The sequence below is a fragment of the Pseudomonas fluorescens genome, from assembly GCF_041354075.1.
Lineage (GTDB): Bacteria > Pseudomonadota > Gammaproteobacteria > Pseudomonadales > Pseudomonadaceae > Aquipseudomonas > Aquipseudomonas fluorescens_CE.
The window spans coordinates 303,688-327,962 of sequence record NZ_JARZGC010000005.1 but is presented as its reverse complement, the minus strand read 5'-3'; the positions used below and the strand labels follow the sequence as shown (position 1 = coordinate 327,962).

27 protein-coding genes are annotated in these 24,275 nt (G+C 60.2%); 11 read left to right on the top strand and 16 right to left on the bottom strand.

Features of this window, described 5'->3' with window-relative positions:
• The first annotated feature begins 147 nt into the window (after positions 1 to 147).
• The 6 genes from rimO to tsaA all read left to right on the top strand — a co-directional run bounded on the left by rimO (position 148) and on the right by tsaA (position 5,391).
• Positions 148 to 1,485 (top strand): 30S ribosomal protein S12 methylthiotransferase RimO, encoded by a 1,338-nt coding sequence (gene rimO / locus QIW53_RS09380; RefSeq protein WP_371049360.1) that lies wholly within the window; start codon positions 148 to 150, stop codon positions 1,483 to 1,485.
• Positions 1,486 to 1,596: 111 nt separating this feature from the next.
• On the top strand, positions 1,597 to 2,070 hold the full coding sequence (locus tag QIW53_RS09375; protein WP_371049358.1) for a GNAT family N-acetyltransferase: 474 nt from the start codon (positions 1,597 to 1,599) through the stop codon (positions 2,068 to 2,070).
• A gap of 190 nt (positions 2,071 to 2,260) precedes the next feature.
• Positions 2,261 to 2,971 carry an rRNA pseudouridine synthase gene (locus QIW53_RS09370; protein ID WP_371049356.1) on the top strand — a complete coding sequence of 237 codons (711 nt, stop codon included), beginning with the start codon at positions 2,261 to 2,263 and terminating at the stop codon, positions 2,969 to 2,971.
• Positions 2,972 to 3,046: 75 nt separating this feature from the next.
• Positions 3,047 to 3,517: a DUF1456 family protein gene (locus QIW53_RS09365; RefSeq protein ID WP_192302467.1), complete on the top strand. Its 471-nt coding sequence runs from the start codon at positions 3,047 to 3,049 to the stop codon at positions 3,515 to 3,517.
• Between the two features lie 222 nt (positions 3,518 to 3,739).
• The gene (locus tag QIW53_RS09360; protein WP_371049354.1) at positions 3,740 to 4,510 is read left to right on the top strand and encodes an SDR family oxidoreductase; all 771 of its coding nucleotides are present in this window, start codon (positions 3,740 to 3,742) and stop codon (positions 4,508 to 4,510) included.
• A 182-nt stretch (positions 4,511 to 4,692) separates the two neighbouring features.
• On the top strand, positions 4,693 to 5,391 hold the full coding sequence (gene tsaA / locus QIW53_RS09355; RefSeq protein ID WP_371049387.1) for a tRNA (N6-threonylcarbamoyladenosine(37)-N6)-methyltransferase TrmO: 699 nt from the start codon (positions 4,693 to 4,695) through the stop codon (positions 5,389 to 5,391).
• Positions 5,392 to 5,516: 125 nt separating this feature from the next.
• Here the strand turns inward: tsaA and fpr are convergent, their stop codons facing one another.
• Entirely contained in the window at positions 5,517 to 6,296 is a 780-nt protein-coding gene (gene fpr / locus QIW53_RS09350) for a ferredoxin-NADP reductase (RefSeq protein ID WP_002554680.1), read from the bottom strand.
• Positions 6,297 to 6,431: 135 nt separating this feature from the next.
• Here fpr and QIW53_RS09345 point away from each other — a divergent pair, with 135 nt between their 5' ends.
• Positions 6,432 to 7,358, top strand: coding sequence for a LysR family transcriptional regulator (locus tag QIW53_RS09345; RefSeq protein ID WP_371049348.1), 927 nt, complete (start codon positions 6,432 to 6,434; stop codon positions 7,356 to 7,358).
• On the opposite strand, the gene QIW53_RS09340 is transcribed toward QIW53_RS09345, so the two are convergent.
• From QIW53_RS09340 to QIW53_RS09330, 3 genes are all read right to left on the bottom strand, one after another.
• A complete protein-coding gene (locus tag QIW53_RS09340; protein ID WP_371049346.1) occupies positions 7,355 to 7,717 on the bottom strand; it encodes a diacylglycerol kinase in 363 nt (120 codons plus the stop codon). The two genes, QIW53_RS09345 and QIW53_RS09340, sit on opposite strands and share 4 nt — an antisense overlap.
• Before the next feature lie 76 nt (positions 7,718 to 7,793).
• Positions 7,794 to 8,444 carry a response regulator transcription factor ErdR gene (gene erdR / locus QIW53_RS09335; protein ID WP_371049345.1) on the bottom strand — a complete coding sequence of 217 codons (651 nt, stop codon included), beginning with the start codon at positions 8,442 to 8,444 and terminating at the stop codon, positions 7,794 to 7,796.
• A 222-nt stretch (positions 8,445 to 8,666) separates the two neighbouring features.
• Positions 8,667 to 9,410: a tRNA-uridine aminocarboxypropyltransferase gene (locus tag QIW53_RS09330; protein ID WP_371049343.1), complete on the bottom strand. Its 744-nt coding sequence runs from the start codon at positions 9,408 to 9,410 to the stop codon at positions 8,667 to 8,669.
• A 184-nt stretch (positions 9,411 to 9,594) separates the two neighbouring features.
• Here QIW53_RS09330 and QIW53_RS09325 point away from each other — a divergent pair, with 184 nt between their 5' ends.
• On the top strand, positions 9,595 to 10,020 hold the full coding sequence (locus QIW53_RS09325) for a PA3611 family quorum-sensing-regulated virulence factor (RefSeq protein ID WP_192302474.1): 426 nt from the start codon (positions 9,595 to 9,597) through the stop codon (positions 10,018 to 10,020).
• 1 nt (position 10,021) lies between these two features.
• Here QIW53_RS09325 and QIW53_RS09320 read toward each other — a convergent pair whose 3' ends face one another.
• On the bottom strand, positions 10,022 to 10,216 hold the full coding sequence (locus tag QIW53_RS09320; protein ID WP_371049341.1) for a hypothetical protein: 195 nt from the start codon (positions 10,214 to 10,216) through the stop codon (positions 10,022 to 10,024).
• A 353-nt stretch (positions 10,217 to 10,569) separates the two neighbouring features.
• Between QIW53_RS09320 and QIW53_RS09315 the strand changes: the two genes are divergently transcribed.
• Complete coding sequence (locus QIW53_RS09315) at positions 10,570 to 11,688, top strand: TIGR00730 family Rossman fold protein (protein WP_371049340.1); 1,119 nt, start codon at positions 10,570 to 10,572, stop codon at positions 11,686 to 11,688.
• 42 nt (positions 11,689 to 11,730) lie between these two features.
• Here the strand turns inward: QIW53_RS09315 and recX are convergent, their stop codons facing one another.
• The 5 genes from recX to QIW53_RS09290 form a co-directional block, all read right to left on the bottom strand.
• A complete protein-coding gene (gene recX, locus QIW53_RS09310; protein ID WP_371049338.1) occupies positions 11,731 to 12,198 on the bottom strand; it encodes a recombination regulator RecX in 468 nt (155 codons plus the stop codon).
• 8 nt (positions 12,199 to 12,206) lie between these two features.
• Positions 12,207 to 13,265 (bottom strand): recombinase RecA, encoded by a 1,059-nt coding sequence (recA, locus tag QIW53_RS09305; RefSeq protein WP_192302478.1) that lies wholly within the window; start codon positions 13,263 to 13,265, stop codon positions 12,207 to 12,209.
• An 83-nt stretch (positions 13,266 to 13,348) separates the two neighbouring features.
• Positions 13,349 to 13,849: a CinA family protein gene (locus tag QIW53_RS09300; protein WP_371049337.1), complete on the bottom strand. Its 501-nt coding sequence runs from the start codon at positions 13,847 to 13,849 to the stop codon at positions 13,349 to 13,351.
• Between the two features lie 142 nt (positions 13,850 to 13,991).
• Positions 13,992 to 14,336, bottom strand: a complete 345-nt coding sequence (locus QIW53_RS09295; RefSeq protein ID WP_371049336.1) for a phage holin family protein — start codon at positions 14,334 to 14,336, stop codon at positions 13,992 to 13,994.
• A gap of 251 nt (positions 14,337 to 14,587) precedes the next feature.
• A complete protein-coding gene (locus tag QIW53_RS09290) occupies positions 14,588 to 15,322 on the bottom strand; it encodes a LexA family transcriptional regulator (protein WP_371049385.1) in 735 nt (244 codons plus the stop codon).
• 211 nt (positions 15,323 to 15,533) lie between these two features.
• Here QIW53_RS09290 and mutS point away from each other — a divergent pair, with 211 nt between their 5' ends.
• Together mutS and fdxA are read left to right on the top strand one after the other, a co-directional pair.
• On the top strand, positions 15,534 to 18,101 hold the full coding sequence (gene mutS / locus QIW53_RS09285) for a DNA mismatch repair protein MutS (RefSeq protein WP_371049383.1): 2,568 nt from the start codon (positions 15,534 to 15,536) through the stop codon (positions 18,099 to 18,101).
• A gap of 143 nt (positions 18,102 to 18,244) precedes the next feature.
• On the top strand, positions 18,245 to 18,568 hold the full coding sequence (gene fdxA / locus QIW53_RS09280) for a ferredoxin FdxA (protein ID WP_371049335.1): 324 nt from the start codon (positions 18,245 to 18,247) through the stop codon (positions 18,566 to 18,568).
• A gap of 575 nt (positions 18,569 to 19,143) precedes the next feature.
• Here fdxA and rpoS read toward each other — a convergent pair.
• From rpoS to ispF, 6 genes are all read right to left on the bottom strand, one after another.
• Positions 19,144 to 20,151, bottom strand: a complete 1,008-nt coding sequence (gene rpoS, locus QIW53_RS09275) for an RNA polymerase sigma factor RpoS (protein ID WP_368557335.1) — start codon at positions 20,149 to 20,151, stop codon at positions 19,144 to 19,146.
• Positions 20,152 to 20,257: 106 nt separating this feature from the next.
• The gene (locus tag QIW53_RS09270) at positions 20,258 to 21,115 is read right to left on the bottom strand and encodes a peptidoglycan DD-metalloendopeptidase family protein (RefSeq protein WP_371049334.1); all 858 of its coding nucleotides are present in this window, start codon (positions 21,113 to 21,115) and stop codon (positions 20,258 to 20,260) included.
• Between the two features lie 211 nt (positions 21,116 to 21,326).
• Positions 21,327 to 21,962, bottom strand: a complete 636-nt coding sequence (locus QIW53_RS09265; protein ID WP_371049381.1) for a protein-L-isoaspartate(D-aspartate) O-methyltransferase — start codon at positions 21,960 to 21,962, stop codon at positions 21,327 to 21,329.
• A 38-nt stretch (positions 21,963 to 22,000) separates the two neighbouring features.
• Positions 22,001 to 22,750, bottom strand: coding sequence for a 5'/3'-nucleotidase SurE (gene surE, locus QIW53_RS09260; protein ID WP_371049333.1), 750 nt, complete (start codon positions 22,748 to 22,750; stop codon positions 22,001 to 22,003).
• Positions 22,738 to 23,796, bottom strand: a complete 1,059-nt coding sequence (gene truD, locus QIW53_RS09255) for a tRNA pseudouridine(13) synthase TruD (RefSeq protein ID WP_371049331.1) — start codon at positions 23,794 to 23,796, stop codon at positions 22,738 to 22,740. The genes surE and truD overlap by 13 nt, the downstream gene beginning before the upstream one ends.
• The gene (gene ispF, locus QIW53_RS09250) at positions 23,793 to 24,266 is read right to left on the bottom strand and encodes a 2-C-methyl-D-erythritol 2,4-cyclodiphosphate synthase (protein ID WP_192302501.1); all 474 of its coding nucleotides are present in this window, start codon (positions 24,264 to 24,266) and stop codon (positions 23,793 to 23,795) included. Before ispF ends, truD begins: the two co-directional genes overlap by 4 nt.
• Positions 24,267 to 24,275: the final 9 nt, after the last annotated feature.

Below are 24,275 nucleotides of genomic sequence, written 5' to 3'. Positions count from 1 at the left end.
TAGCGCAGCACTCGTCGTTTTTCCCTTCTTAAAGCTGGTCAAGTGCGCTCCCCATCGCTAGAATTGCGCACTTTTTGATCAGAGGCGCCTAAGCGTCCGTCTGTCGCCCCACCTCAAGGTCGGGCAGCACCCATACCGAGGTTAGACATGTCCACCACTCCTGCGCCAGCCAATCCAAAAGTTGGCTTCGTATCCCTGGGTTGCCCGAAGGCACTCGTAGACTCCGAGCGCATCCTCACCCAGTTGCGCATGGAAGGTTACGACGTGGTGTCCACCTATCAGGACGCCGACGTCGTGGTGGTCAACACCTGCGGCTTCATCGACTCGGCCAAGGCTGAATCCCTGGAAGTGATCGGCGAAGCCATCAAGGAAAACGGCAAGGTGATCGTCACCGGCTGCATGGGCGTTGAAGAAGGCAACATCCGCGACGTACACCCGAGCGTGCTGGCCGTGACCGGTCCGCAGCAGTACGAGCAAGTGGTCAACGCGGTGCACGAAGTGGTGCCGCCGAAACAGGATCACAACCCGCTGATCGACCTGGTGCCACCACAGGGCATCAAGCTGACCCCGCGCCACTACGCCTACCTGAAGATTTCCGAAGGCTGCAACCACAGCTGCAGCTTCTGCATCATCCCCTCGATGCGCGGCAAACTGGTCAGCCGCCCGGTGGGTGACGTGCTCGACGAGGCTCAGCGCCTGGTCAAGTCCGGTGTCAAGGAACTGCTGGTGATCTCCCAGGACACCAGCGCCTACGGCGTGGACGTGAAATACCGCACCGGTTTCTGGAACGGCGCGCCGGTGAAAACCCGCATGACCGAACTCTGCGAAGCTTTGAGCACCCTCGGCGTCTGGGTACGCCTGCACTATGTCTACCCGTACCCGCACGTCGACGAGCTGATCCCGCTGATGGCCGCCGGCAAGATCCTGCCGTACCTGGACATCCCGTTCCAGCACGCCAGCCCGAAAGTCTTGAAGTCGATGAAACGCCCGGCGTTCGAGGACAAGACCCTGGCCCGGATCAAGAACTGGCGCGAAATCTGCCCGGACCTGATCATCCGCTCGACCTTCATCGTCGGCTTCCCCGGCGAAACCGAAGAAGACTTCCAGTACCTGCTGGACTGGCTGACCGAAGCCCAGCTCGACCGCGTTGGCTGCTTCCAGTACTCGCCGGTCGACGGCGCCCCAGCCAACGACCTTGACCTGGACATCGTCCCGGACGACGTCAAGCAGGACCGCTGGGAGCGCTTCATGGCGCACCAGCAGGAAATCAGCTCGGCGCGCCTGCAGATGCGCGTCGGCCGTGAAATCGAAGTGCTGGTCGATGAAGTCGACGAGCAAGGCGCGGTCGGCCGCTGCTTCTTCGATGCCCCGGAAATCGACGGTAACGTGTTCATCGATAACGGCAGCAACCTCAAGCCAGGCGACAAGGTCTGGTGCAAGGTGACCGACGCCGACGAATACGACCTCTGGGCCGAACAGATCTAAACGCAAAAAACGCCAAAAGCCCCGCTCTCTCGACGAGATGCGGGGCTTTTTTACGGCTATCGTATGGGTAGAAAGGACACGCACCATTCACTGCCAAAGGGGCCCCTGGCCATGCGCCAACATGCGGTCATCCACACACCGAAACAGAGTGACTATCCGGAACTGACCCGGGTCTGGGAAGACTCGGTCCGCGCCACCCACGACTTCCTGCCTGACAGCTACATCGAGCTGTTGAAAAACCTGGTGCTGACCCGTTATCTGGACGCGGTCATGCTGATCTGCACCAAGGACTCGCGCCAGCGCATCACCGGGTTCGCCGGGGTCGCGGCGGGCAAGATCGAAATGCTCTTCATCGACCCGGCGCACCGGGGCCAGGGCCTGGGCAAGCAACTGCTGCGCTACGCCATGGAGCACATGAACGCCGATGAGCTGGACGTCAACGAACAGAACCCGCAGGCGCTGGGGTTCTACTTCAAGCAGGGCTTCGAGGTGATCGGCCGCACCGAACACGACGGCATGGGCCAGCCTTATCCGTTATTGCACATGCGCTTGCGCCGAGCCGAACCACTGAGCCGCAAGGCCTGACACACCTGCATGTCCCAGTGGGAGCGGGCTTGCTTGCGAAAGTGGTGTGTCATTCAACGAATTCGTCGACTGATCCACCGCTTTCGCGGGCAAGCCCGCTCCCACAAGGAAAACCTGCGACGAAATGGGATCGCGATTAACTGGAGCCATGCAGGTACAATATCGTCCCATTTATTATTACGGCCCTGTCATGACTGACCCGATCCGCCTCTCCAAACGCCTCATCGAACTGGTCGGCTGCTCCCGTCGGGAGGCTGAGCTGTTCATCGAGGGCGGCTGGGTCACCGTGGACGGCGAAGTCATCGACGAGCCGCAGTTCAAGGTCGACCAGCAGAAGGTCGAGCTCGACAAGGACGCCAAGGCCACCGCACCGGAGCCGGTGACGCTGCTGCTCAACGTACCGGCCGGCATGGATGCAGAGAGCGCCATGGCCACCCTCAATGGCGAGACCCTCAGCGAAGAACATCGCTTCGGCAAACGTCCGCTCAAAGGGCATTTCCTGCGCCTGTCCGCCAGCACCGACCTGCAACCGAACGCCAGCGGCCTGCTGGTGTTCACCCAGGACTGGAAAATCCTGCGCAAGCTCACGGCCGATGCCGGCAAGATCGAGCAGGAATACGTGGTCGACGTCGAAGGCGAGATGGTCGAGCATGGCCTGAACCGTCTGCAGCACGGCCTCACGTACAAGGGCAAGGAGTTGCCGCCGGTCAAGGCCAGCTGGCAGAACGAAAACCGCCTGCGCTTTGCGATGAAGAATCCACAACCGGGCGTGATCGCCCTGTTCTGCCAGGCCGTCGGCCTGAAGGCCGTTGCCATCCGCCGCATTCGTATCGGCGGCGTGTCCATCGGCAAAGTGCCGTTGGGCCAATGGCGCTACCTGTCCGGCAAAGAGAAGTTCTGACGCTTCTCACGCCGCCACACCTTCTGGCGCCGCCGCCTGCGCGGCGCCCACTGCCGAATATCAGGATTGCACACCATGATTCATAACGACGTTTTGCGCAGCGTGCGCTACATGCTCGACATCAGCGACAAGAAAGTCATCGAGATCATCAAGCTCGGCGGCATGGACGTCGCCCTCGATGACCTGAAGGCCTACCTGGACAAAAAAGAAGAAGACGAAGAAGGCTTCGTGCGCTGCCCCGACGAAGTCATGGCACATTTCCTCGATGGCCTGGTGATCTTCAAGCGCGGCAAGGATGACAGTCGCCCGCCACAGCCCATCGAAGTGCCGGTCACCAACAACATCATCCTGAAAAAGCTGCGCGTGGCGTTCGAGCTGAAGGAAGATGACATGCACGCGATCCTCAAGGCTGCCGAGTTCCCGGTGTCCAAGCCGGAACTGAGCGCATTGTTTCGCAAGTTCGGCCATACCAATTACCGTCCGTGCGGCGACCAGTTGCTGCGCAACTTCCTCAAGGGTCTGACGCTGCGCGTTCGCCCGCAGTAACCGCCTCCAACTGTAGGAGCGAGCTTGCTCCGGGCGGCGTTCCGACGAAGGACCTCAGAACGCCGCGCCGTGTCAGGTTCCAGGCGTTATCGTTAACGACCTTCGCTAGCAAGCTAGCTCCTACAGATAGGCGAATAATCTTTCATTCTTCGTGAAAATAGTGGCTCCGCTGCAAGCGGCTGACGACTAGGGTGTAGTGACCCTCAGCTCTCAGGATTCGCCATGCACCCGTACTTTTCCCTGCAAGGCCGCACCGCACTGGTGACCGGCGGCACCCGTGGTATCGGCAAGATGATCGCCAAGGCCTACGTCGAGGCGGGCGCCACGGTGTACGTCTGCGCGCGGGACGCCGAGGCCTGCCAGCAAACCGCTGACGAATTGAGCGCCTTCGGCAAGTGCCATGGCGTGGCCGCCAACCTCGCCAGCGAAGAAGGTGTGCAGCAGCTGGCAACGCACCTGGGCGAGCGCCTGACCCACCTGGACATCCTGGTGAACAACGCCGGCACCACCTGGGGCGCGCCGCTGGAGACCTACCCGGTCAAGGGCTGGGAAAAGGTCATGCAGCTCAACGTGACTTCGGTGTTCAACTGCATCCAGCAGCTGTTGCCGCTGTTGCGCAAAGGCGGGTCCGAGGCCAATCCTGCGCGGATCATCAACATCGGCTCGGTGGCCGGAATCTCGTCATTTGGCGAACAGGCTTATGCTTATGGGCCAAGTAAAGCGGCCCTGCACCAGTTATCGCGGATTCTGGCGCGGGAACTGGTAAGCCAGCACATCAACGTCAACGTGATCGCCCCCGGGCGCTTCCCGAGCAAGATGACCCAGCACATCGGCAATGACGAACAGGCGCTGGCCGAGGATACCGCGCTGATTCCGATGAAGCGCTGGGGCCGCGAGGAAGAGATGGCCGCCTTGGCGATCAGCCTGGCGAGTACGGCGGGTGCCTATATGACCGGGAATATTATTCCGTTGGATGGGGGGTTCAGTCTCTGAGATTGGTGGTGCGCCCTTCGCGAGCAAGCCCGCTCCCACAGGCATCTCCAGTGTTCAGATGATCCCCTGTGGGAGCGGGCTTGCTCCGGGCGGCGTTCCGAAAAAGAGGCCCTATCCGGCAACATGGAACCTGAGACCATGTGAGTTATCATGCCCACCTCACTCCCACCGACCGCAATCCCATGACCTACAGCGTTTCCCCCATCGGCTTCGTGCGTTCCTGTTTCAAGGAAAAGTTCGCCATCCCGCGCCAGCCGCAACTGGCCCCCGCCGCCCGTGGCGTGCTGGAACTGGTGGCGCCGTTCGATCAGGGCGATGCGGTGCAGGGGCTGGAACAGGTCAGCCATGTGTGGCTGCTGTTCCTGTTTCATCAGGCATTGGAAGAAAAGCCACGGCTCAAAGTCCGGCCTCCTCGCCTCGGCGGTAACAAATCCATGGGCGTGTTCGCCACCCGCGCCACGCATCGACCCAATGGCATTGGCCAATCCGTGGTGAAACTGGACAAGGTCGAATCCGGCCGCCTGTGGATATCCGGCATCGATCTGCTGGACGGCACGCCGATTCTCGACATCAAGCCCTATGTGCCTTACGCCGACATCATCGACAGTGCCACCAACGACATCGCCAGCGCGGCGCCGCAGCCGATTGCCGTGCAGTGGGCGGACAGCGCGCTGCGACAGGCCCACGGGCATGCGCAGCGCCTGTCGGAGCCTCTGGTCGAGCTGATCGAGCAATGCCTGGCCCAGGATCCACGGCCGGCGTACCAGACGCCCGCGCCCGAGCGCGAGTACGGGGCCCAGTTCTGGGATGTGGATGTGCGCTGGCATTACCCGACGCCGGAGCTGATTCGGGTGCTGGAGGTAGTTCCAGCGAAAGTTTGAGCGCCACAAACAACTGTGGGAGCGGGCTTGTTCGCGAAGGCACCGTGTCAATCAACGTTGATGTCGACTGATAGATTGCTTTCGCGGGCAAGCCCGCTCCCACAGGGACAGCGGTGCAGCGGTTATTACTTCTCGACGAACGCACGCTCGATCAGGTAATCACCCGGCTCGCGCATCCGCGGCGAAACGGTCAGGCCGAAGCTGTTCAACACTTCGCTGGTTTCGTCGAGCATGCTTGGGCTGCCGCACAGCATGGCGCGGTCGTCCTGCGGGTTGATCGGTGGCAGACCGATGTCGCTGAACAGCTTGCCGCTGCGCATCAGGTCGGTCAGGCGGCCTTCGTTTTCGAATGGCTCGCGGGTAACGGTCGGGTAGTAGATCAACTTGTCACGCAGGGCCTCGCCGAAGAACTCGTTCTGCGGCAGGTGCTCGGTGATGAATTCGCGGTAGGCGACTTCGTTGACGTAACGTACGCCGTGGCACAGGATCACTTTTTCGAAACGCTCGTAGGTTTCCGGGTCCTGGATGACGCTCATGAAAGGCGCCAGACCGGTGCCGGTGCTGAGCAGGTACAAATGTTTGCCAGGCTTCAGGTCGTCCAGTACCAGCGTGCCGGTAGGCTTCTTGCTGATGATGATCTCGTCGCCTTCCTTCAGATGCTGCAACTGGGAAGTCAGCGGACCATCAGGCACCTTGATGCTGAAGAACTCGAGATGCTCTTCCCAGTTCGGGCTGGCAATCGAGTAAGCGCGCATAAGCGGGCGGCCGTTGGGCTGTTGCAGGCCGATCATCACGAACTGACCGTTCTCGAAGCGCAGGCCCGGATCGCGGGTGCACTTGAAGCTGAACAGGGTGTCGTTCCAGTGGTGAACACTGAGGACACGCTCGTGGTTCATGTTGCTCATGTACGTGGGACTCCTGGAGATTTGTCTGCGCCTGTGCGTTGATCAAAGTGCTCTGCGCAATTGCAACGTATTCTAATCGCGACGACAATATCTGTTAACTGGATTATTAAGATAAGGGTTATCGGTTATATAGATATGCGATTTACTCTCCGTCAACTTCAAGTCTTCGTCGCCGTCGCCCAGCAGGAGAGCGTTTCACGCGCTGCCGGGCTGCTCAATCTCTCGCAATCGGCGGCGAGCACCTCCATCACCGAACTGGAGCGCCAGTCCAGCTGCCAGCTGTTCGACCGCGCGGGCAAACGACTGAGCCTCAACGCGCTGGGTAAACAACTGCTGCCACAGGCGGTCGCACTGCTGGACCAGGCCAAGGAGATCGAAGACCTGCTCAATGGCAAGTCCGGTTTCGGCTCGCTGGCGGTCGGCGCGACCCTGACCATCGGCAACTACCTGGCCACGCTGCTGATCGGTGGCTTCATGCAGCGCCATCCGGAAAGCCAGGTGAAGCTGCATGTGCAGAACACTGCCAACATTGTGCAACAGGTCGCGCACTATGAAATTGATCTGGGTCTAATCGAAGGTGACTGCAGCCATCCGGATATCGAGGTGCAAAGTTGGGTCGAGGATGAACTGGTGGTGTTCTGCGCCCCGCAGCATCCGTTGGCGATCCGAGGCACCGCAACCATGGATGCGCTGAGCCAGGAGGCCTGGATTCTGCGTGAACAGGGCTCTGGCACACGGCTGACGTTTGACCAGGCCATGCGGCATCATCGCAGCGCGCTGAACATCCGCCTGGAGCTCGAACACACCGAAGCCATCAAGCGCGCGGTGGAATCGGGGTTGGGGATTGGTTGCATCTCACGCCTGGCCCTGCGCGATGCGTTCCGGCGCGGCAGCTTGGTGCCGGTGGAAACACCCGACCTGGACCTGGCGCGGCAGTTCTACTTCATCTGGCACAAGCAGAAATATCAGACGTCGGCGATGCGCGAATTCCTCGAACTGTGCCGCGCCTTCACCGCCGGGGTCCAGCGCAGCGACGAGATCGTGCTGCCGCCCGTTGCTTAAAGCAGGATGATCGCCCAGACCAGTCCGATCATGGTCAACGCCACCAGTTGAGCGGCGCTGCCCATGTCCTTGGCGTTCTTGGACAGTGGATGCAGCTCCAGGGAAATACGGTCGATGGCTGCCTCCACCGCCGAATTGAGCAACTCGACGATCAACGCCAGCAAACACACGGCAATCAACACGGCCTGCTCGACACGACTGACATTCAGGAAGAATGAAAGCGGAATCAGGATGACGTTGAGCAACACCAGTTGGCGGAAGGCCGCTTCCCCGGTGAAGGCGGCGCGCAGGCCGTCCAGCGAATAGCCGGAGGCGTTGAGGATGCGTTTAAGGCCGGTCTGGCCTTTGAAAGGGGACATAAGCGTGGCAACTGACCAAAAAAGGAGTGGGAAAGCTAGTTCAACCCAGGTCAAAAAAGCGTGAAGACGCCCGCGCTTACTGGCTTGAAATTGACTCAAGTTGTTGCAGAAGCAAGGCTGCCTGAGTCCGGGTGCGCACATTCAGCTTACGGAAAATCGCCGTGACATGAGCCTTGATCGTTGCTTCCGACACGCTGAGCTCATAGGCAATCTGCTTGTTCAGCAACCCTTCGCAGACCATGGTCAGCACCCGGAACTGTTGGGGTGTCAGGCTGGCCAGGCCTTCGCTGGCAGCCTTGGCTTCGTCGGAAACACTGACCGCTTCAAAGGCCTGGGGCGGCCAGAACACATCACCCTCAAGCACCGCGCGCACGGCTTTCTGGATCACGCTCAGGTCACTGGATTTGGGAATGAAGCCACTGGCGCCGAACTCACGGGATTTGACCATGATCGTGGCCTCTTCCTGGGCCGAGACCATCACCACCGGAATCTGCGGATACTGTCCGCGCAACAGCACCAGCCCGGAAAATCCGTAGGCACCCGGCATGTTCAGGTCCAGCAGCACCAGGTCCCAGTCGGACTTTTCGTCGAGTCGGGTTTCCAGTTCGGCAATGCTCGCCACTTCCACCAGACGCACGTCCGGGCCAAGGCCCAGCGTCAACGCCTGGTGCAGGGCGCTGCGAAAAAGTGGGTGGTCATCGGCAATCAGGATTTCGTATGTGGCCATTTTTCAAATGATCCTGTTCTTCTATCCAGCGCAAGGTGCAGCCACGGAGCGGCACCAACAGGGCGCGTTCAACGCCAGTTACGTGACTGTTCAGGCAGCGTTTCACGTAAAAATGCAGCGTATCAAATCTCGGCCGCGCCCCAATCGGCGCCAAGCATGCCCAGCGAAACCGGGGTGGTCAAGGTGCCTGGCCGCTACAGTTCTTTGCAGTATGGGCGACAATCAGCCGGCGACCGGGGTGCCGTTGCGCACAAAGGGCTGCAGCTCGGCATGTGCCGGGGTACTGACGTTCATTTCCAGCTGGTGCTTGGCATCCAGGTAATGCTGGCTGAACACATCGAAATAAGCATCCAGCGCCGAGGCGGCCTCGACATCGCCCGCCAGATCGAGGCACAGCGCCGCCACTTCTGCCGTGCACAAATGCTCGCTGCGGGTGGAGCGGCGCAGGCGATAACGCGACAGTTTCTCGGGCAGCAGGCTGAGGATCGGCAGTGCATCGAAATACGGGCTCTTGCGGAAAATCTTCCGCGCCTCGGTCCAGGTCGCATCCAGGAGAATGAATAACGGCCGCCGGTCGCTGTCGAGCGCGACCGTGTTGGTCACTCGCTCGGGCTCCACGTACTCGCCCGGAAAGACCAGGTAGGGCTGCCATTGCGGGTCGGCGAGCAATGCCAGCAGTTGCGGATCGGGTTCCGTGCGCGACCAGATGAACGCATGGTTGTCACGCACCACATCCGCAATCAGCCATCCGGTGTTGCTCGGTTTGAACACTTCCTTGTTGGTCATGATCAGGCACACCCCGGAGCGTGTCTCGACCTGCGGGCGCCAGGCACACAGGCAATGACTGACGATCACCCGGCAGTCATGGCAACGGGGCGCTCGCCAGCCACGGGCCTGAAGTGGCTTGATGCCCTCCTCCTCGCGCTGGTCACGCAAGCGGGCTACGGCGTTGGGGGCATGGTTCATCGTGGGCTGTACCGGCAAGCAGGAAAAATCGACACGAACGACACTCGGAGCAATAAAGGCCGCAGTTTATCAGAGCCGTCTGCGCAAGCCTGTACCGTCCGGACCACCTCCCCTATAATTCGCGCCCACTGAACGCACAGTCATGTGACAGGTCGAACCACCAGTCACTGAACAGGAGAGTTTCATGTTGCGCCTTATCGTCCCCACCGCTGCCATTCTGCTGGCGTCGTCCTTCAACGCTCAGGCTGCGTCCTTGAGTGAGCAGAATCTCAACCGCGAGCTGCGCAACGTCGCCGCCCAGAGCAGCGTCGGCACGCCTCGGGCGATCAACGAGGACATTCTTGATCAGGGCTACACCGTCGAAGGCAACGTACTGATCAATCACCTGAGCGTGCAAAGCAGCCACGCCCAGAAGATGCGCGCAGAACCCAAGGCGGTGTATTTCCAGCTGGGCTCCTCGGTGTGCAACAACCCGGGTTTCCGCAAGCTGATGGCGAAGGGCGCGATCATGCGTTACGACTTCACCGAAGTGAAGACCAATCGTGCGGTCGGCTCGGCCAGCTTCCAGGAATCGGATTGCCCGAAAGCCACGCCTGCGAAGAAAAAGTGATTCAACGGGAGTTGGCGCGCCGCTGTTCATCCTCGGCGCGCAATTCGGCGACCAGCGCCTGCAAGTAGCGCGAACGTCGTTCGCCACCCTCCAGACGTCGGCGACACTCCTCCTCGAGACTCAAATGATGGGTCTCGGCCGATGACTTCAATAATCGATACAGTTGCGTATCGATCTCCAGAATGATTCTGGCCATGGCTACCGCCTCCCTGCACTTCGCTCTTGGTTGAGCAAAAAATCCTTGAACCGCTCGTACCGCGCGCCCTGCCTTTGACGCAAAGTTGTCGTGTCGCACCTGTAATTTAGTAAATCAGAGTGCTGGCCACTTGCCGTGCGTTCAGACGAGCGGCGAAATCACCTTGCAAATCGTCAACAAGCGGTTGCCAGGAAAGACTTTGCGGCGCAATGATCAAATCAGCGCAAATCACTGCGAGGGGCTAGATTCACAGTATTCACATTCATTTCTCAGGCAGGAGGGGGCTGTCTGACTGACGCCTTGCGATGCGCATTTACCCTAGGGAACACTGCCTGATATGGAAGGAGAAATTGATGCCTTACCAACCGAATGACCTCCTCAACCGTCATTTCGCGGAAAGCGGCCACGACCTCATCAGCAAGGTCGAAGAACAACTCAACCTGGTCTCACCCAACAGCCCGAACATCCCGATCTTCCGCGACATGATCCTGACCGTGCTGCGCATGGCCCAGGAAGATCACAACCGCTGGAACGCGAAAATCACCCTGCAAGCACTGCGCGAACTCGAACAGGCCTTCCGTGTACTCGAACAGTTCCGGGGCCGGCGCAAAGTCACGGTTTTCGGCTCGGCCCGCACCCCCATCGAACACCCGCTGTATGGCATGGCCCGCGAACTTGGCGCCGCGTTGGCACGCTCGGACCTGATGGTGATCACTGGTGCCGGCGGCGGCATCATGGCCGCTGCCCACGAAGGCGCCGGCCTGGATCACAGCCTGGGATTCAACATCACCCTGCCCTTCGAGCAGCATGCCAATCCGACCGTGAACGGCACCACCAACCTGCTGCCGTTCCATTTCTTCTTTACCCGCAAGCTGTTCTTCGTCAAGGAAGCCGATGCGCTGGTGCTGTGCCCTGGCGGTTTCGGCACACTGGACGAGGCGCTGGAAGTGCTGACACTGATCCAGACCGGCAAAAGCCCGCTGGTGCCGGTGGTGCTGCTGGATGCCCCGGGCGGCCAGTTCTGGCACGGCGCGCTGGACTTCATCCGCAATCAACTGGAGGAAAATCGCTATATCCTGCCGACCGACCTGAAACTGGTAAGCCTGGTCTACAGCGTCGAAGAGGCGGTGGAGCAGATCAACCGGTTCTACAGCAACTTCCACTCCAGCCGCTGGCTCAAGCATCAGTTCGTTATCCGCATGAACCACAAGCTCAGCGAGGATGCGCTGGAACACATGCAGCATACTTTCGCCGACCTGTGCCTGAGCGATCACTTCCATCAACATGCCTACAGCGGCGAAGAACAGGACGACCCGCAGTTCAGTCACCTGGCACGGCTGGCCTTCACCTTCAACGCCCGTGATCACGGACGCCTGCGGGAACTTGTGGACTACATCAACCTGCCGGAGAACTGGGCGCACTCCAGGCCAGCGGCAGCACAACGCACGCCGGAACCCTTGAAGGTCACGTGAGGTAAAAAAACGGCCCGCTATCAAATAGCGAGCCGTTTTCAGTCAATCATCCATCCCTCGGCCGCTTAACAAGCGGCTGACCATTTCCATCGAATAACCCCGGTAACTCAGGAACCGGCCTTGTTTGGCGCGCTCCCGGGCGTCTATCGGTAGATGCCCGGAGAACTTGCGCCGCCAGGTATCCTCCAGCTGTTCCTGCCAGTTGATTCCGCTCTCGCGCAACGCGAGTTCGATGTCACTGCGCTGCAGGCCACGCTGGCTCAATTCTTCGCGAATACGCAAAGGACCATAGCCCGATCGGGCACGATAGGAGACGAAGCTTTCGAGGTAGCGGGATTCGGACAACAACCCCTCTTCCGTCAAACGGTCGAGCGCTGTGTCGATCATTTCAGGGAGGGCGCCGCGCTGACGCAGTTTACGCGTCAGCTCGACCCGACCGTGCTCGCGTCGCGCAAGCAGGTCCATTGCGGTTCGCCGCACCGCGACGAGTGTATCGAGTACGGCGGTCATCAGATCAATCAGATATCAGCGTCAGCCATGTCGTCTTCAGTCTCTTTGACTGCAGAGGCCTTGGAGTCCGCGATGACGGCTGGAGACAGCAACTTGTCACGCAGTTGCTTCTCAAGGGCTGCGGCAACCTCAGGGTTATCCGCGAGGAACTTGGCCGAGTTGGCCTTGCCCTGACCGATCTTGGTGCCGTTGTAGGCATACCAGGCACCGGACTTCTCGACGAAACCGTGCAGCACACCCAGGTCGATCATCTCACCATTGAGGTAGATGCCCTTGCCGTAAAGGATCTGGAACTCGGCCTGACGGAACGGCGAAGCCACCTTGTTCTTCACAACCTTGACGCGGGTTTCGCTGCCGACGACCTCATCACCTTCTTTCACCGCGCCAGTACGGCGGATGTCCAGACGAACCGAGGCGTAGAACTTCAGCGCGTTACCACCGGTGGTGGTTTCCGGGCTGCCGAACATCACGCCGATTTTCATGCGGATCTGGTTGATGAAGATCACCAGGCAGTTGGCGTTCTTGATGTTACCGGTGATTTTACGCAGCGCCTGGGACATCAGGCGGGCTTGCAGGCCCACGTGCATGTCACCCATTTCGCCTTCGATTTCAGCCTTCGGCACCAGGGCCGCCACGGAGTCGACGATGATCACGTCAACCGCGTTGGAACGCACCAGCATGTCGGTGATTTCCAGGGCCTGCTCACCGGTGTCCGGCTGGGAAACCAGCAGGTCGTCGACGTTGACGCCCAGTTTGCCGGCGTACTCAGGGTCCAGGGCATGTTCGGCGTCGACGAATGCGCAGGTCGCACCGGCTTTTTGAGCCTGGGCGATCACCGACAATGTCAGCGTGGTTTTACCGGAAGATTCAGGACCGTAGATTTCAACAATACGGCCTTTTGGCAGGCCGCCGATGCCGAGCGCGATGTCCAGCCCCAGAGAGCCCGTGGAGATGGCCGGGATCGCCTGACGGTCCTGATCGCCCATACGCATTACGGCACCCTTGCCGAATTGACGTTCGATCTGACCCAGGGCCGCAGCCAAGGCTTTCTTCTTGTTGTCGTCCATTAAAGTCCTCACGTAATCAATAAGGCCTGACGGCCAACACCTGTATAAGTAGCCAGTATTATTCCACAGGGATTCAGGATCGCCTACCCCTGATTTGAGATTTCTGCCGAGGCATGGCGCAGCAGCCCCTCTAGCGCGGCCTTCACCGTTTGTCGGCGGACTTCATCGCGGTCACCGGGGAAGTGCTGCAGTTCGCTGAACACCCGCTCGCCGACGCCCCAGGCCAGCCACACCGTGCCTACCGGTTTGTTCGGCGAACCGCCATCCGGCCCGGCCACGCCGCTGACCGCCACGGAGAAAAATGCCCGGCTGCGCTCCTGCGCGCCCCTGGCCATGGCCTCGACCACCTCGCGACTGACCGCCCCCACCGAGGTGAACAGCTCCACCGGCACCCCCAATTGCAGGTTTTTCTGCAGGTTGGAGTACGTGACGTAACCGGCCTCGAACCACGCCGAACTGCCGGGAATGCGGGTAATGGCCTCGGCGATGCCGCCACCGGTACAGGACTCGGCGGTGGAGACATGGGCGTTGAGCATCTGCAATTGCCTGCCGAGGTCGGCGGCCAGTTGGGTGATCACTTTCACGGGCATCTCCTGATCGGGCGCTATGGACCTAACGTACACGAGCGCATCGCGCTTGCAAGTGGCAGGGTTGCTCAAGATGTTAGCGGACAAGTGCCAGCAGGTGCGGCGGCTGGTCGATGTCGAGTCTTGGTGCGCCAGGTTATCAATCCGGACGGGAATCCTTAGGCGGTGAATCGCACACGCCGATGCGCTTGGCCGCCCAACGCTCGTAGAGTCCGATGGCGACGTCGGCACCGGCCATTGCAGTGAGACCACCAAAGGCCCCGGCAACCCAGATCGACAGGCCAGAGGCGTATAACAACATCAACGCCGACACCCCGCAGATCATGCAGGCCCCGGAGCGCAAGGCCAGGCGGCGCAGCAAAGACCAGCCGCGGGCGCCCTCCTTGTCGGCGCGCCACATTTCGCCAGACACTCCACCCATCAAGGCGAGTGCGATGACCAGCCAGATTGGCGTGTCCAGCAACGCTTGTTGTTCGATTGTCATGTCACGCCTCCTTGGCTTGAAAGGATGAAAAGAAAGGTAGGTCGAAAACGCCCTTTCGTTGCGAGCTGCTATTTTTGAGCGGCTTGAGACGAAGAATATGCATTTATGCATATATAGTCAATGCATAAATGCATTCAACTATGTGGAAAGTTCGCGCAAATGCATGGAATCCCCACGGACAAAGGCCTTGGCGGTTTGCGACAAGCGAAAAAAACCCGCCAGGTGGCGGGTTTTATCTGACGAAGGATGGCCTAACGGGCGTACATGCCCCACCAGAAGACGTGACCGAGGATGACAATTTGCTCTTCCTGCATTTCCTGGAAGCTGTAGTCCTCGTCCGGGTGCTCATCGCGATTGAAACTGCGCAGGCGAATGCCGGTTGGCAGGCGATACAACTGTTTCACCCGCAATTGCCCATTGTGGTTGATGGCATAGAGGTCGCCGTCGACGATATCGCCGATGCCACTCTTGCCGGCGTTGACCCCGACGGTGGCGCCGTCACGCAGCACCGGCAACATGCTGTTGCCACGTACCGTGACGCATTTGGCCTGATCGAACTGCACGCCGTTGTGCCGCAGGCTGCGCTTGCCAAAGCGCAGGCTGGCGCGCTCGCTCTCTTCAATGACGAATCTTCCTGATCCCGCCGCCAATTCAACCTCGCGAAGAAAGGGGACCGACACCTCGTCGTCATCGACGGGCGTATCGTCGTCCCACAGACTGATGTCCTTGAGTTCGGCGTGCACCTGATCGCGCCCGGCACCGGCGGCGGATGCCACGCCGGCGCGGCCGCGCAACTGGTCGGTGCTCACGGCGAAGTACTCGGCGATCTTCGAGATGTGTTTGTCCGAAGGGTCGACAATCTTGCCGCTGAGGATTCGCGAGAGGGTGGATTGAGGCACGCCGGTGCGACGGTGAAGCTCCGTGGGGGAGATCCCGTGCTGATCGAGCAGCGCTCTGAGGACGGTAGAAACATTGCGTTTTTGCATATCACGCATAGTGCTTGATCTTTTTTGCGAAGACAAATGCTGTTTTGCATAAACCGTGCATGGACAGTGGAAATGTTTCCCGGGGCTTTCATGCCTGCGTCAGGCGGACCGCCCATGGTAACCTTGCGCCCATCGCGGAAAAGCCGGGCCAATGCCCCTCCTTTGCCCTACACCTTTCAACGAATCTGCCTGATATCCGATGAATAAAGCACTGTCCGACCTGTCCTCGCACACACCCATGATGCAGCAATACTGGCGCCTGAAGAACCAGCACCCAGACCAGTTGATGTTCTACCGCATGGGTGACTTCTACGAGATCTTCTATGAAGACGCGAAGAAGGCCGCCAAGCTGCTGGACATCACCCTGACCGCCCGTGGGCAGTCGGCGGGTCAGGCGATTCCGATGTGCGGGATTCCTTACCACGCCGCCGAGGGCTACCTGGCGAAACTGGTGAAGCTTGGCGAATCGGTGGTGATCTGTGAGCAGGTCGGCGACCCGGCGACCAGCAAGGGGCCGGTCGAACGCCAGGTGGTGCGCATCATTACGCCGGGTACGGTCAGTGACGAGGCGCTGCTCGACGAGCGTCGGGATAACCTGATCGCCGCCGTGCTGGGTGACGAGCGCCTGTTTGGGCTGGCAGTGCTGGACATCACCAGCGGCAACTTCACGGTGCTGGAGATCAAGGGCTGGGAAAACCTGCTCGCGGAACTGGAGCGGATCAATCCAGTCGAGCTGATGATTCCGGATGATTGGCCCAAGGACCTGCCTGCGGAGAAACGTCGTGGGGTTCGTCGCCGTGCACCGTGGGATTTCGAGCGCGATTCGGCGCTGAAAAGCCTTTGCCAGCAGTTTTCCACCCAGGACCTCAAGGGCTTTGGGTGCGAGAACCTGACGCTGGCCATCGGCGCGGCAGGTTGCCTGCTCAGCTATGCCAAGGAAACCCAGCGCACCGCCCTGCCCCACTTGCGCACCCTGCGCCACGAACGCCTGGACGACACCGTGGTGCTGGATGGCGCGAGCCGTCGCAATCTGGAACTGGACACCAACCTGGCCGGCGGTCGCGACAACACGCTGCAATCGGTGGTCGATCGCTGCCAGACCGCCATGGGCAGCCGCTTGCTGACTCGCTGGTTGAATCGCCCGTTGCGCGACCTGAGCGTGCTGCTGGCGCGCCAGAGCTCGATCACCTGCCTGCTCGACGGCTACCGCTTCGAAAAGCTGCAGCCACAGCTCAAGGAAATCGGAGACATCGAGCGGATCCTCGCCCGCATCGGCTTGCGCAATGCCCGCCCTCGCGACCTGGCCCGACTGCGTGATGCCCTCGGCGCCCTGCCCGAACTGCAGCGGGCGATGGCCGAGCTGGAAACGCCGCACATCATTGAACTGGCGAAGACCACCAGTACCTACCCGGAACTGGCGGCATTGCTGGAAAAAGCCATCATCGACAACCCGCCTGCGGTCATCCGTGACGGCGGCGTGTTGAAAACCGGCTACGACAGCGAACTCGACGAACTGCAATCGCTCAGTGAGAACGCCGGACAATTCCTGATCGACCTGGAAGCCCGGGAAAAGGCGCGCACCGGCCTGTCGCACCTGAAAGTCGGCTATAACCGCATTCACGGCTACTTCATCGAACTGCCGAGCAAGCAAGCCGAGTCGGCACCGGCTGACTACATCCGCCGGCAGACACTCAAAGGTGCCGAGCGCTTCATCACGCCGGAACTCAAGGCTTTCGAAGACAAGGCGCTGTCAGCCAAGAGCCGCGCCCTGGCCCGGGAGAAAATGCTCTACGAAGCACTGCTCGAAGACCTGATCGCCCAGTTGCCGCCGCTGCAGGACACCGCCGCCGCTCTGGCCGAGCTGGACGTGCTGAGCAACCTGGCCGAACGTGCGCTCAACCTTGACCTCAACTGCCCGCGTTTCGTCGACGAACCCTGCATGCGCATCAGCCAGGGCCGCCACCCGGTGGTCGAGCAGGTGCTGACCACGCCGTTCGTGGCCAACGACCTCAGTCTGGACGACAACACGCGCATGCTGGTGATCACCGGTCCCAACATGGGCGGTAAATCCACCTACATGCGCCAGACCGCATTGATCGTGCTGCTGGCCCATATCGGCAGTTTCGTGCCGGCGGCCAGCTGCGAATTGTCACTGGTGGACCGGATCTTCACCCGGATCGGTTCCAGCGACGACCTCGCGGGCGGGCGCTCGACCTTCATGGTCGAAATGAGCGAAACCGCGAACATCCTGCACAACGCCACCGAGCGCAGCCTGGTGTTGATGGACGAAGTCGGTCGCGGCACCAGCACTTTTGACGGCCTGTCCCTGGCCTGGGCTGCGGCAGAACGTCTCGCCCATCTGCGGGCCTACACCCTGTTCGCCACCCATTATTTCGAACTGACCGTATTGCCGGAAGCTCAGCCCCTGGTGGCCAACGTGCACCTCAATGCCACCGAGCACAACGAACGCATCGTCTTCCTGCACCACGTGCTGCCCGGCCCTGCCAGCCAGAGCTACGGACTGGCCGTAGCCCAGCTGGCCGGGGTCCCGAGCGAAGTGATCGTGCGTGCTCGCGAACATCTGGGCCGTCTGGAGGCCACCGCGCTGCCCCATGAAGTACCCAAGCCAGCCAAGGGCAAACAGGCTGCTCCGCAGCAGAGCGACCTGTTCGCCAGCCTGCCGCATCCGGTACTGGATGAGCTGGCCAAGCTGGACCTGGACGACCTGACACCCCGTCGCGCACTCGAAATGCTCTATACACTGAAGACACGGATCTAACGCAATTTGCCTCCAAGCTGTTAGAATCTCGCGCGGTTCGGGATGCTGCAGGTTAATAGCCTGGTCTGCAGACTATCGCTCCCGAACCTGGCGACCCCACCGTGAAGGGGCTCCGCTGCCGCCGCCTGAGGAGAAAATTAGAAATGACCTTCGTCGTCACCGACAACTGCATCAAGTGCAAGTACACCGACTGCGTAGAAGTCTGTCCGGTGGACTGCTTTTACGAAGGCCCGAATTTCCTGGTGATTCACCCGGATGAGTGCATCGACTGCGCACTGTGCGAGCCTGAATGCCCTGCCGTGGCCATCTTCTCCGAAGATGAAGTCCCTGAAGACATGCAGGAATTCATTGCGTTGAACGTTGAGCTGGCCGAAGTCTGGCCGAACATCACCGAGAAAAAGGATTCGTTGCCCGATGCCGAAGAGTGGGATGGCGTCAAAGGCAAGATCAAAGACCTCGAACGCTGATCACCCCCGCGTTCCCGAAAAGGCCCCTAGCGGGCCTTTTTGCTTTTCTGCAGGCAAAAAAAGGGGCGGTTTGACCCGCCCACATTTTTTCCCTATTCCCTGTGTTCCTTTTCATCATCCTGATGAATTGCATCCCGCAATGTCCATTCCCCCCATCCTTGAAGGGCGTGTCAGTCCGTCGACACAGGGGTGATACTAGAGCGTTCCCCGACGTGTGCAAATGGGTCTCAAAGGCTACACGGGACGGGACGGTGTTCGGCTCTCTTTGAAAATATCCCCTACATTCAACTAGATAGATTTTGAATGTGGATCCAAAAGCCCTACCGACAGGGTGTAAATCTAACGAACACTTACGAGAGAGTAAGCAAAGGCGTACAAGGCGACGCTCAAAACCTGCGGTACCCGGCGTTCCGACGATGGAATTCAACGATGACGATGGGTATCCGATTCCTCGTGGTGCCCTGGCGACCATCGCGAGCATGCTCGCTCCTACAGAGGGCCGAGGTTTTGGCCAGCAGCATAAAAAAACCCCGAACCAGTCGGGGCTTTTCTGTCTGACTGATCAAGCAAGCCGCTTACTGAAACAGCGACTCACTCGACAGGCCATTTTTCTCCAGGATCTCCCGAAGACGTTTCAGGCCTTCAACCTGGATTTGCCGGACCCGTTCACGGGTCAAGCCAATTTCCAGGCCCACGTCTTCAAGCGTGCTGCTCTCGTGGCCGCGCAACCCGAAGCGGCGTATCACCACTTCGCGTTGCTTGTCGGTCAACTCCGAGAGCCATTGATCAATGCTCTGGGACAGGTCGTCATCCTGCAACAGTTCACATGGATCGGTCGGACGGTCATCTGTGAGCGTGTCCAGCAGGGTTTTATCCGAATCAGGACCCAGCGAGACGTCGACCGAAGAAACCCGCTCGTTCAAGCCGAGCATGCGCTTGACCTCTCCTACCGGTTTTTCCAGCAGGTTGGCGATTTCTTCGGGTGAGGGTTCGTGATCGAGTTTTTGCGTCAGCTCCCGTGCGGCCCGCAGGTACACGTTGAGTTCCTTGACCACATGGATCGGCAACCGGATTGTCCGGGTCTGATTCATGATCGCGCGCTCGATGGTCTGACGAATCCACCAGGTTGCGTAGGTCGAAAAGCGGAAGCCACGTTCGGGGTCGAACTTCTCCACCGCCCGGATCAGTCCGAGGTTGCCCTCTTCGATCAGGTCCAGCAGCGACAAGCCACGATTGACGTAACGACGGGCGATTTTCACCACCAGCCGCAGGTTGCTTTCAATCATGCGTTTGCGCCCCGCCGGATCACCACTCTGCGACAGACGCGCAAAATGGACTTCTTCTTCGGGGGACAGGAGAGGAGAAAAACCGATTTCATTGAGATACAGCTGCGTTGCATCGAGCGCCCGCGTGTAATCAATGTACTTGTGTTGCTTTAGCGAAGCGGAGTGTTTGGATTTGGCACGAACGGAAGGTGGAGCCGCCCCTTCATCATTCGACATCGAATCCATACCGATGCCGGTCTCCATCAGGAGAACCTCATCGTCGATGTCAAACTCCGGCACTTCTTTACTGAGAGCCATTGTTATAGTCCTTTGGTGAGTTCGACCTCAAGCTCAAGCGGCGCCTTTATCCTTGGCAACGCTGGAGCCTGTTCCCCTCTACGTGAAGGAACAGGCTGGCAACAAATCAACGGCGTGGCAGGAACTGCAGCGGATCTACTGGTTTACCCTGTCGGCGAATCTCAAAATGCAGTTTCACCCGGTCCGTACCCGTTGACCCCATTTCGGCAATTGTCTGTCCGACCTTGACCTGCTGCCCCTCCCGAACCAACAGCCTGCGGTTATGACCGTAGGCACTGACGTAGGTGTCGCTGTGTTTGATGATGACCAATTCGCCGTAGCCCCTTAAGCCACTCCCGGCGTATACCACCGTCCCATCAGACGCAGCTAAAACAGGCTGTCCCAAATCTCCGGCGATATCAATTCCTTTATTCAAACTACCGTTTGAAGAGAATTTTCCAATCAAAATGCCATTAGAAGGCCACCCCCAGCCCGTCGGGGCCGGGCCCGCAGGCGGGGTCGGAGCGGGGGCAGGTTTGTTGGCGACGGACGGCGCAACCACAGTCGTGGTCGTGGTAGCGCCATTCGGCTGGCGCCGGATCACCGTGGTTTTACTGGACGAAGATGGTGCCGAACCGGTCGTCGCAACGACCGGCGCGGGCGTCGATCCGGTGCGTCCGTCGAAGCGAATCGTCTGGCCCGGATGAATCGTGTAAGGCGCCGGAATGTTGTTGCGCGCAGCCAGGGCCTTGTAGTCCCAGCCGTAACGAAAAGCGATGGAGAACAGGGTGTCTTTCGGTCGAACCACATACTGCCCGGTGGTCACCGCCGGACGCTGGGCCACGGCATTGTTGCGATCGACGACGCGGACATCACTCGATTTGTTGCTGGAACAACCGACCAGCAAGGTGCTCAAGACAAGGCCAGTCACCAGGCGCTGAAAGCTCGTTTTACCCATACGCTGCGCAATGACTGTGAGACTCACCCGCCGCTCCCTTTGTGGTGGCTGAAATGTTGGATTGCCGTGCTCCGGCATGAAGTGTCGCAAGTATAACGGGCCGAGCAGCGTTTACCTTCAATGAAGCGCAATGGCCTGGCGCACACGTTTGCTGCCAGACGTTGAACCCCGTTTAACCGACCGCTGCCGCTGTAAGACACAGGCGATCGGCGAGAATTCAGCACGCCTGCACAAATGCTCAGGCCAGTGGCCCGTTGAGCAATGGAACGAAGCGTACCGCCCCCAGAACCCGCCGGGAAAACCCGTGTTCCTCGCGGATGATCAGCATCAGCTGCTGAACTTCGCCGGACCCGACCGGGATCACCAGACGCCCGCCAGGCGCCAGTTGGTCGAGCAACGCCTGCGGCACATCGGTGGCCACGGCAGTCACGATGATGCCGTTGTACGGTGCCAGCGCCGGCCAGCCTTCCCAGCCATCGCCCCATCGAAACACCACATTGCGCAGGTTCAGATCCAGCAGGCGCTCCTTGGCGCGATCCTGCAACACCTTGATGCGCTCGACGGAAAAGACCCGCTCGACCAGTTGCGACAGGATCGCTGTCTGATAACCCGAACCGGTACCGATCTCCATGACCTTGTCCAGCGGCCCGGCCTCCAGCAACAGCTCGCTCATGCGGGCCACCATGTAAGGCTGGGAGATCGTCTGGTTGTTGCCGATCGGTAACGCCGTGTCTTCATAGGCACGGTGCGCCAGGGCCTCGTCGACGAACAGGTGACGCGGCGTGCGGCGGATCACCTCCAGCACCTTGGCGTTGCTGATCCCCTCCTCGTACAGCCGCTGGATCAGACGCTCGCGGGTGCGTTGCGAAGTCATCCCGATACCGCGATGCATCGGGTCTTGTTCACGGGCCATCAGTGCAGTCCCTCCAGCCAGCCATCGAGGCTTCGGAAGGCATCGTTGAAGGTGCGATCCAGTTGCAATGGCGTGATGGAGACATAGCCCTGCATCACCGCATGGAAATCGGTACCGGCACCCCCATCCTCGGCGTCGCCGGCCGCAGCGATCCAGTAGCCGGACTTGCCACGCGGATCGACGACTTTCATCGGAGCGGCCGCACGGGCGCGATGACCGAGCCGGGTCAGCTGGATGCCACGGATGTGATCCAGAGGCAGATTGGGAATGTTCACGTTCAGCACCGTGCGCGGCGGCAGTTCAAGGTCGGCGTGGGCCTGCACCAGTTTGCGCGCAAAGTAGGCGGCGGTAGGGAGATTCTCGACCTGGCGCGAAACCAGCGAAAAGGCGAACGAGGGCCGCTCCAGGAACCGGCCTTCCAGAGCCGCGGCAACCGTGCCGGAGTACAACACGTCATCCCCCAGGTTGGCGCCCAGGTTGATGCCCGACACCACCATGTCAGGTTCGCACTCCAGCAGGCCGTTGAGCCCCAGGTGCACGCAGTCGGTCGGGGTGCCATTGAGGCTGATAAAACCGTTGGCCAACGTTTGCGGGTGCAACGGTCGGTCCAGCGTCAGCGAACTGCTGGCGCCGCTTTTGTCCTGGTCCGGGGCGATAACCACGCACTCGGTGTAATCCGCCAGCGCAGCATAAAGCGCGGCGAGACCGGGTGCGGTTACCCCATCATCGTTAGAAATCAGAATACGCATGGGCTGTCCGTCTGCCCTGCTGGCACCAGATCGACGAGTTCGCGCACCAATACGGTGGCGAAGCATCCGGCCGGCAGGACGAATTCCAGTTGCAGAATGTCAGGCTCGGGATAATGCCACGTCAACCCGCCAATGGGCAGCCGCAGGATGCGACGTTCGTGGCTCATACCGGCGTTAATCAACCAATCGCGCAGATCCGATTCACGCGCAGCAATGGCCTGTTCCAGTTCATGGACAACGCCCAGCGCCGGCGAGTCACCTTCGCCCCATTGGGGGCCGGTCGGGTGCAGGTCGAGAATGGCCAGTCGCGGGTCGCTGCACTCGGCTTCACCGGCCGGGAAAAAACTGCGACTGTCGGTGAACGCCAGCAGGTCGCCGACCTGCGCTTGCTGCCAGGTACCATCGGCCACACGCGCCGCCAGCACCTGGTTGAACAGAAAGCTGCGACCGGCCGAGAGCAGGCGCGAACGCACGTTGCGCTGCTCCGGCAAGGCCCTGCGCGCCGCCCAGGCACGGGCGTCGACAACGTTGCCGCCGTCGAAGCCAAACCGCTGGGCACCAAAATAATTGGGGATACCTTGTTTGGCGATCCGCTGCAGGCGGTCTTCGATGGCCGCCTTGTCGCCCGCGAATTGAGTCAGGCGCAAAGTGAAACCGTTGGCCGAGTGAGCGCCACGCTGCAACTTGCGCTTGTGCCGACCGGTCTTGAGGATCTTCAACGTATCGTTTTCGGCTGACGACAGATCGGGATCGGCCTTGCCCGGCAACTGCACGCTGAACCATTGACGCGTCAGCGCCTGACGGTCCTTGAGCCCTGCATAACTGACGGTGCGCAAGGGCACGCCGGCTGCCTTGGCAATGCGCCGCGCCGCCTCTTCAGTGTTCAAACCGCGTTTTTCCACCCAGATCCACAGGTGTTCACCGTCACCGCTGAGGGGAATGTCGAGGACTTCATCGACCTGGAAATCCTCGGCGATGGCTTTCAACACCGCGGTGCCCAGGGCGTCGCCATAGGCCCGCGGGCCGAGCAATTGCAGTTCGTTCATGCGCGCAGCAACAAAGCAACGGAGTGCACGGCAATGCCCTCCTCACGACCGACGAAGCCGAGTTTTTCAGTGGTGGTCGCCTTTACATTCACTTGATCCAGCTCGACCTGAAGGTCTGCCGCAATCAGCGCGCGCATCGATTCGATATGCGGGGCCATCTTCGGCGCCTGGGCGACGATGGTGTTGTCGACGTTGCCCACTTTCCAGCCCTTGGCCTGGACCAATGCGACAACGTGCCGCAACAGCACGCGGCTGTCCGCGCCCTTGAAGGTCGGATCGGTGTCGGGGAAATGCTTGCCGATATCGCCCAGCGCCGCAGCGCCTAGCAAGGCATCGCTCAAGGCGTGCAGCAGGACGTCACCGTCGGAGTGAGCGAGCAGACCGAAGCCGTGTGCGATACGCACGCCGCCCAGCGTAATGAAATCGCCTTCAGCGAAACGGTGCACATCATAGCCGTGGCCAATACGCATAAAAAAAAC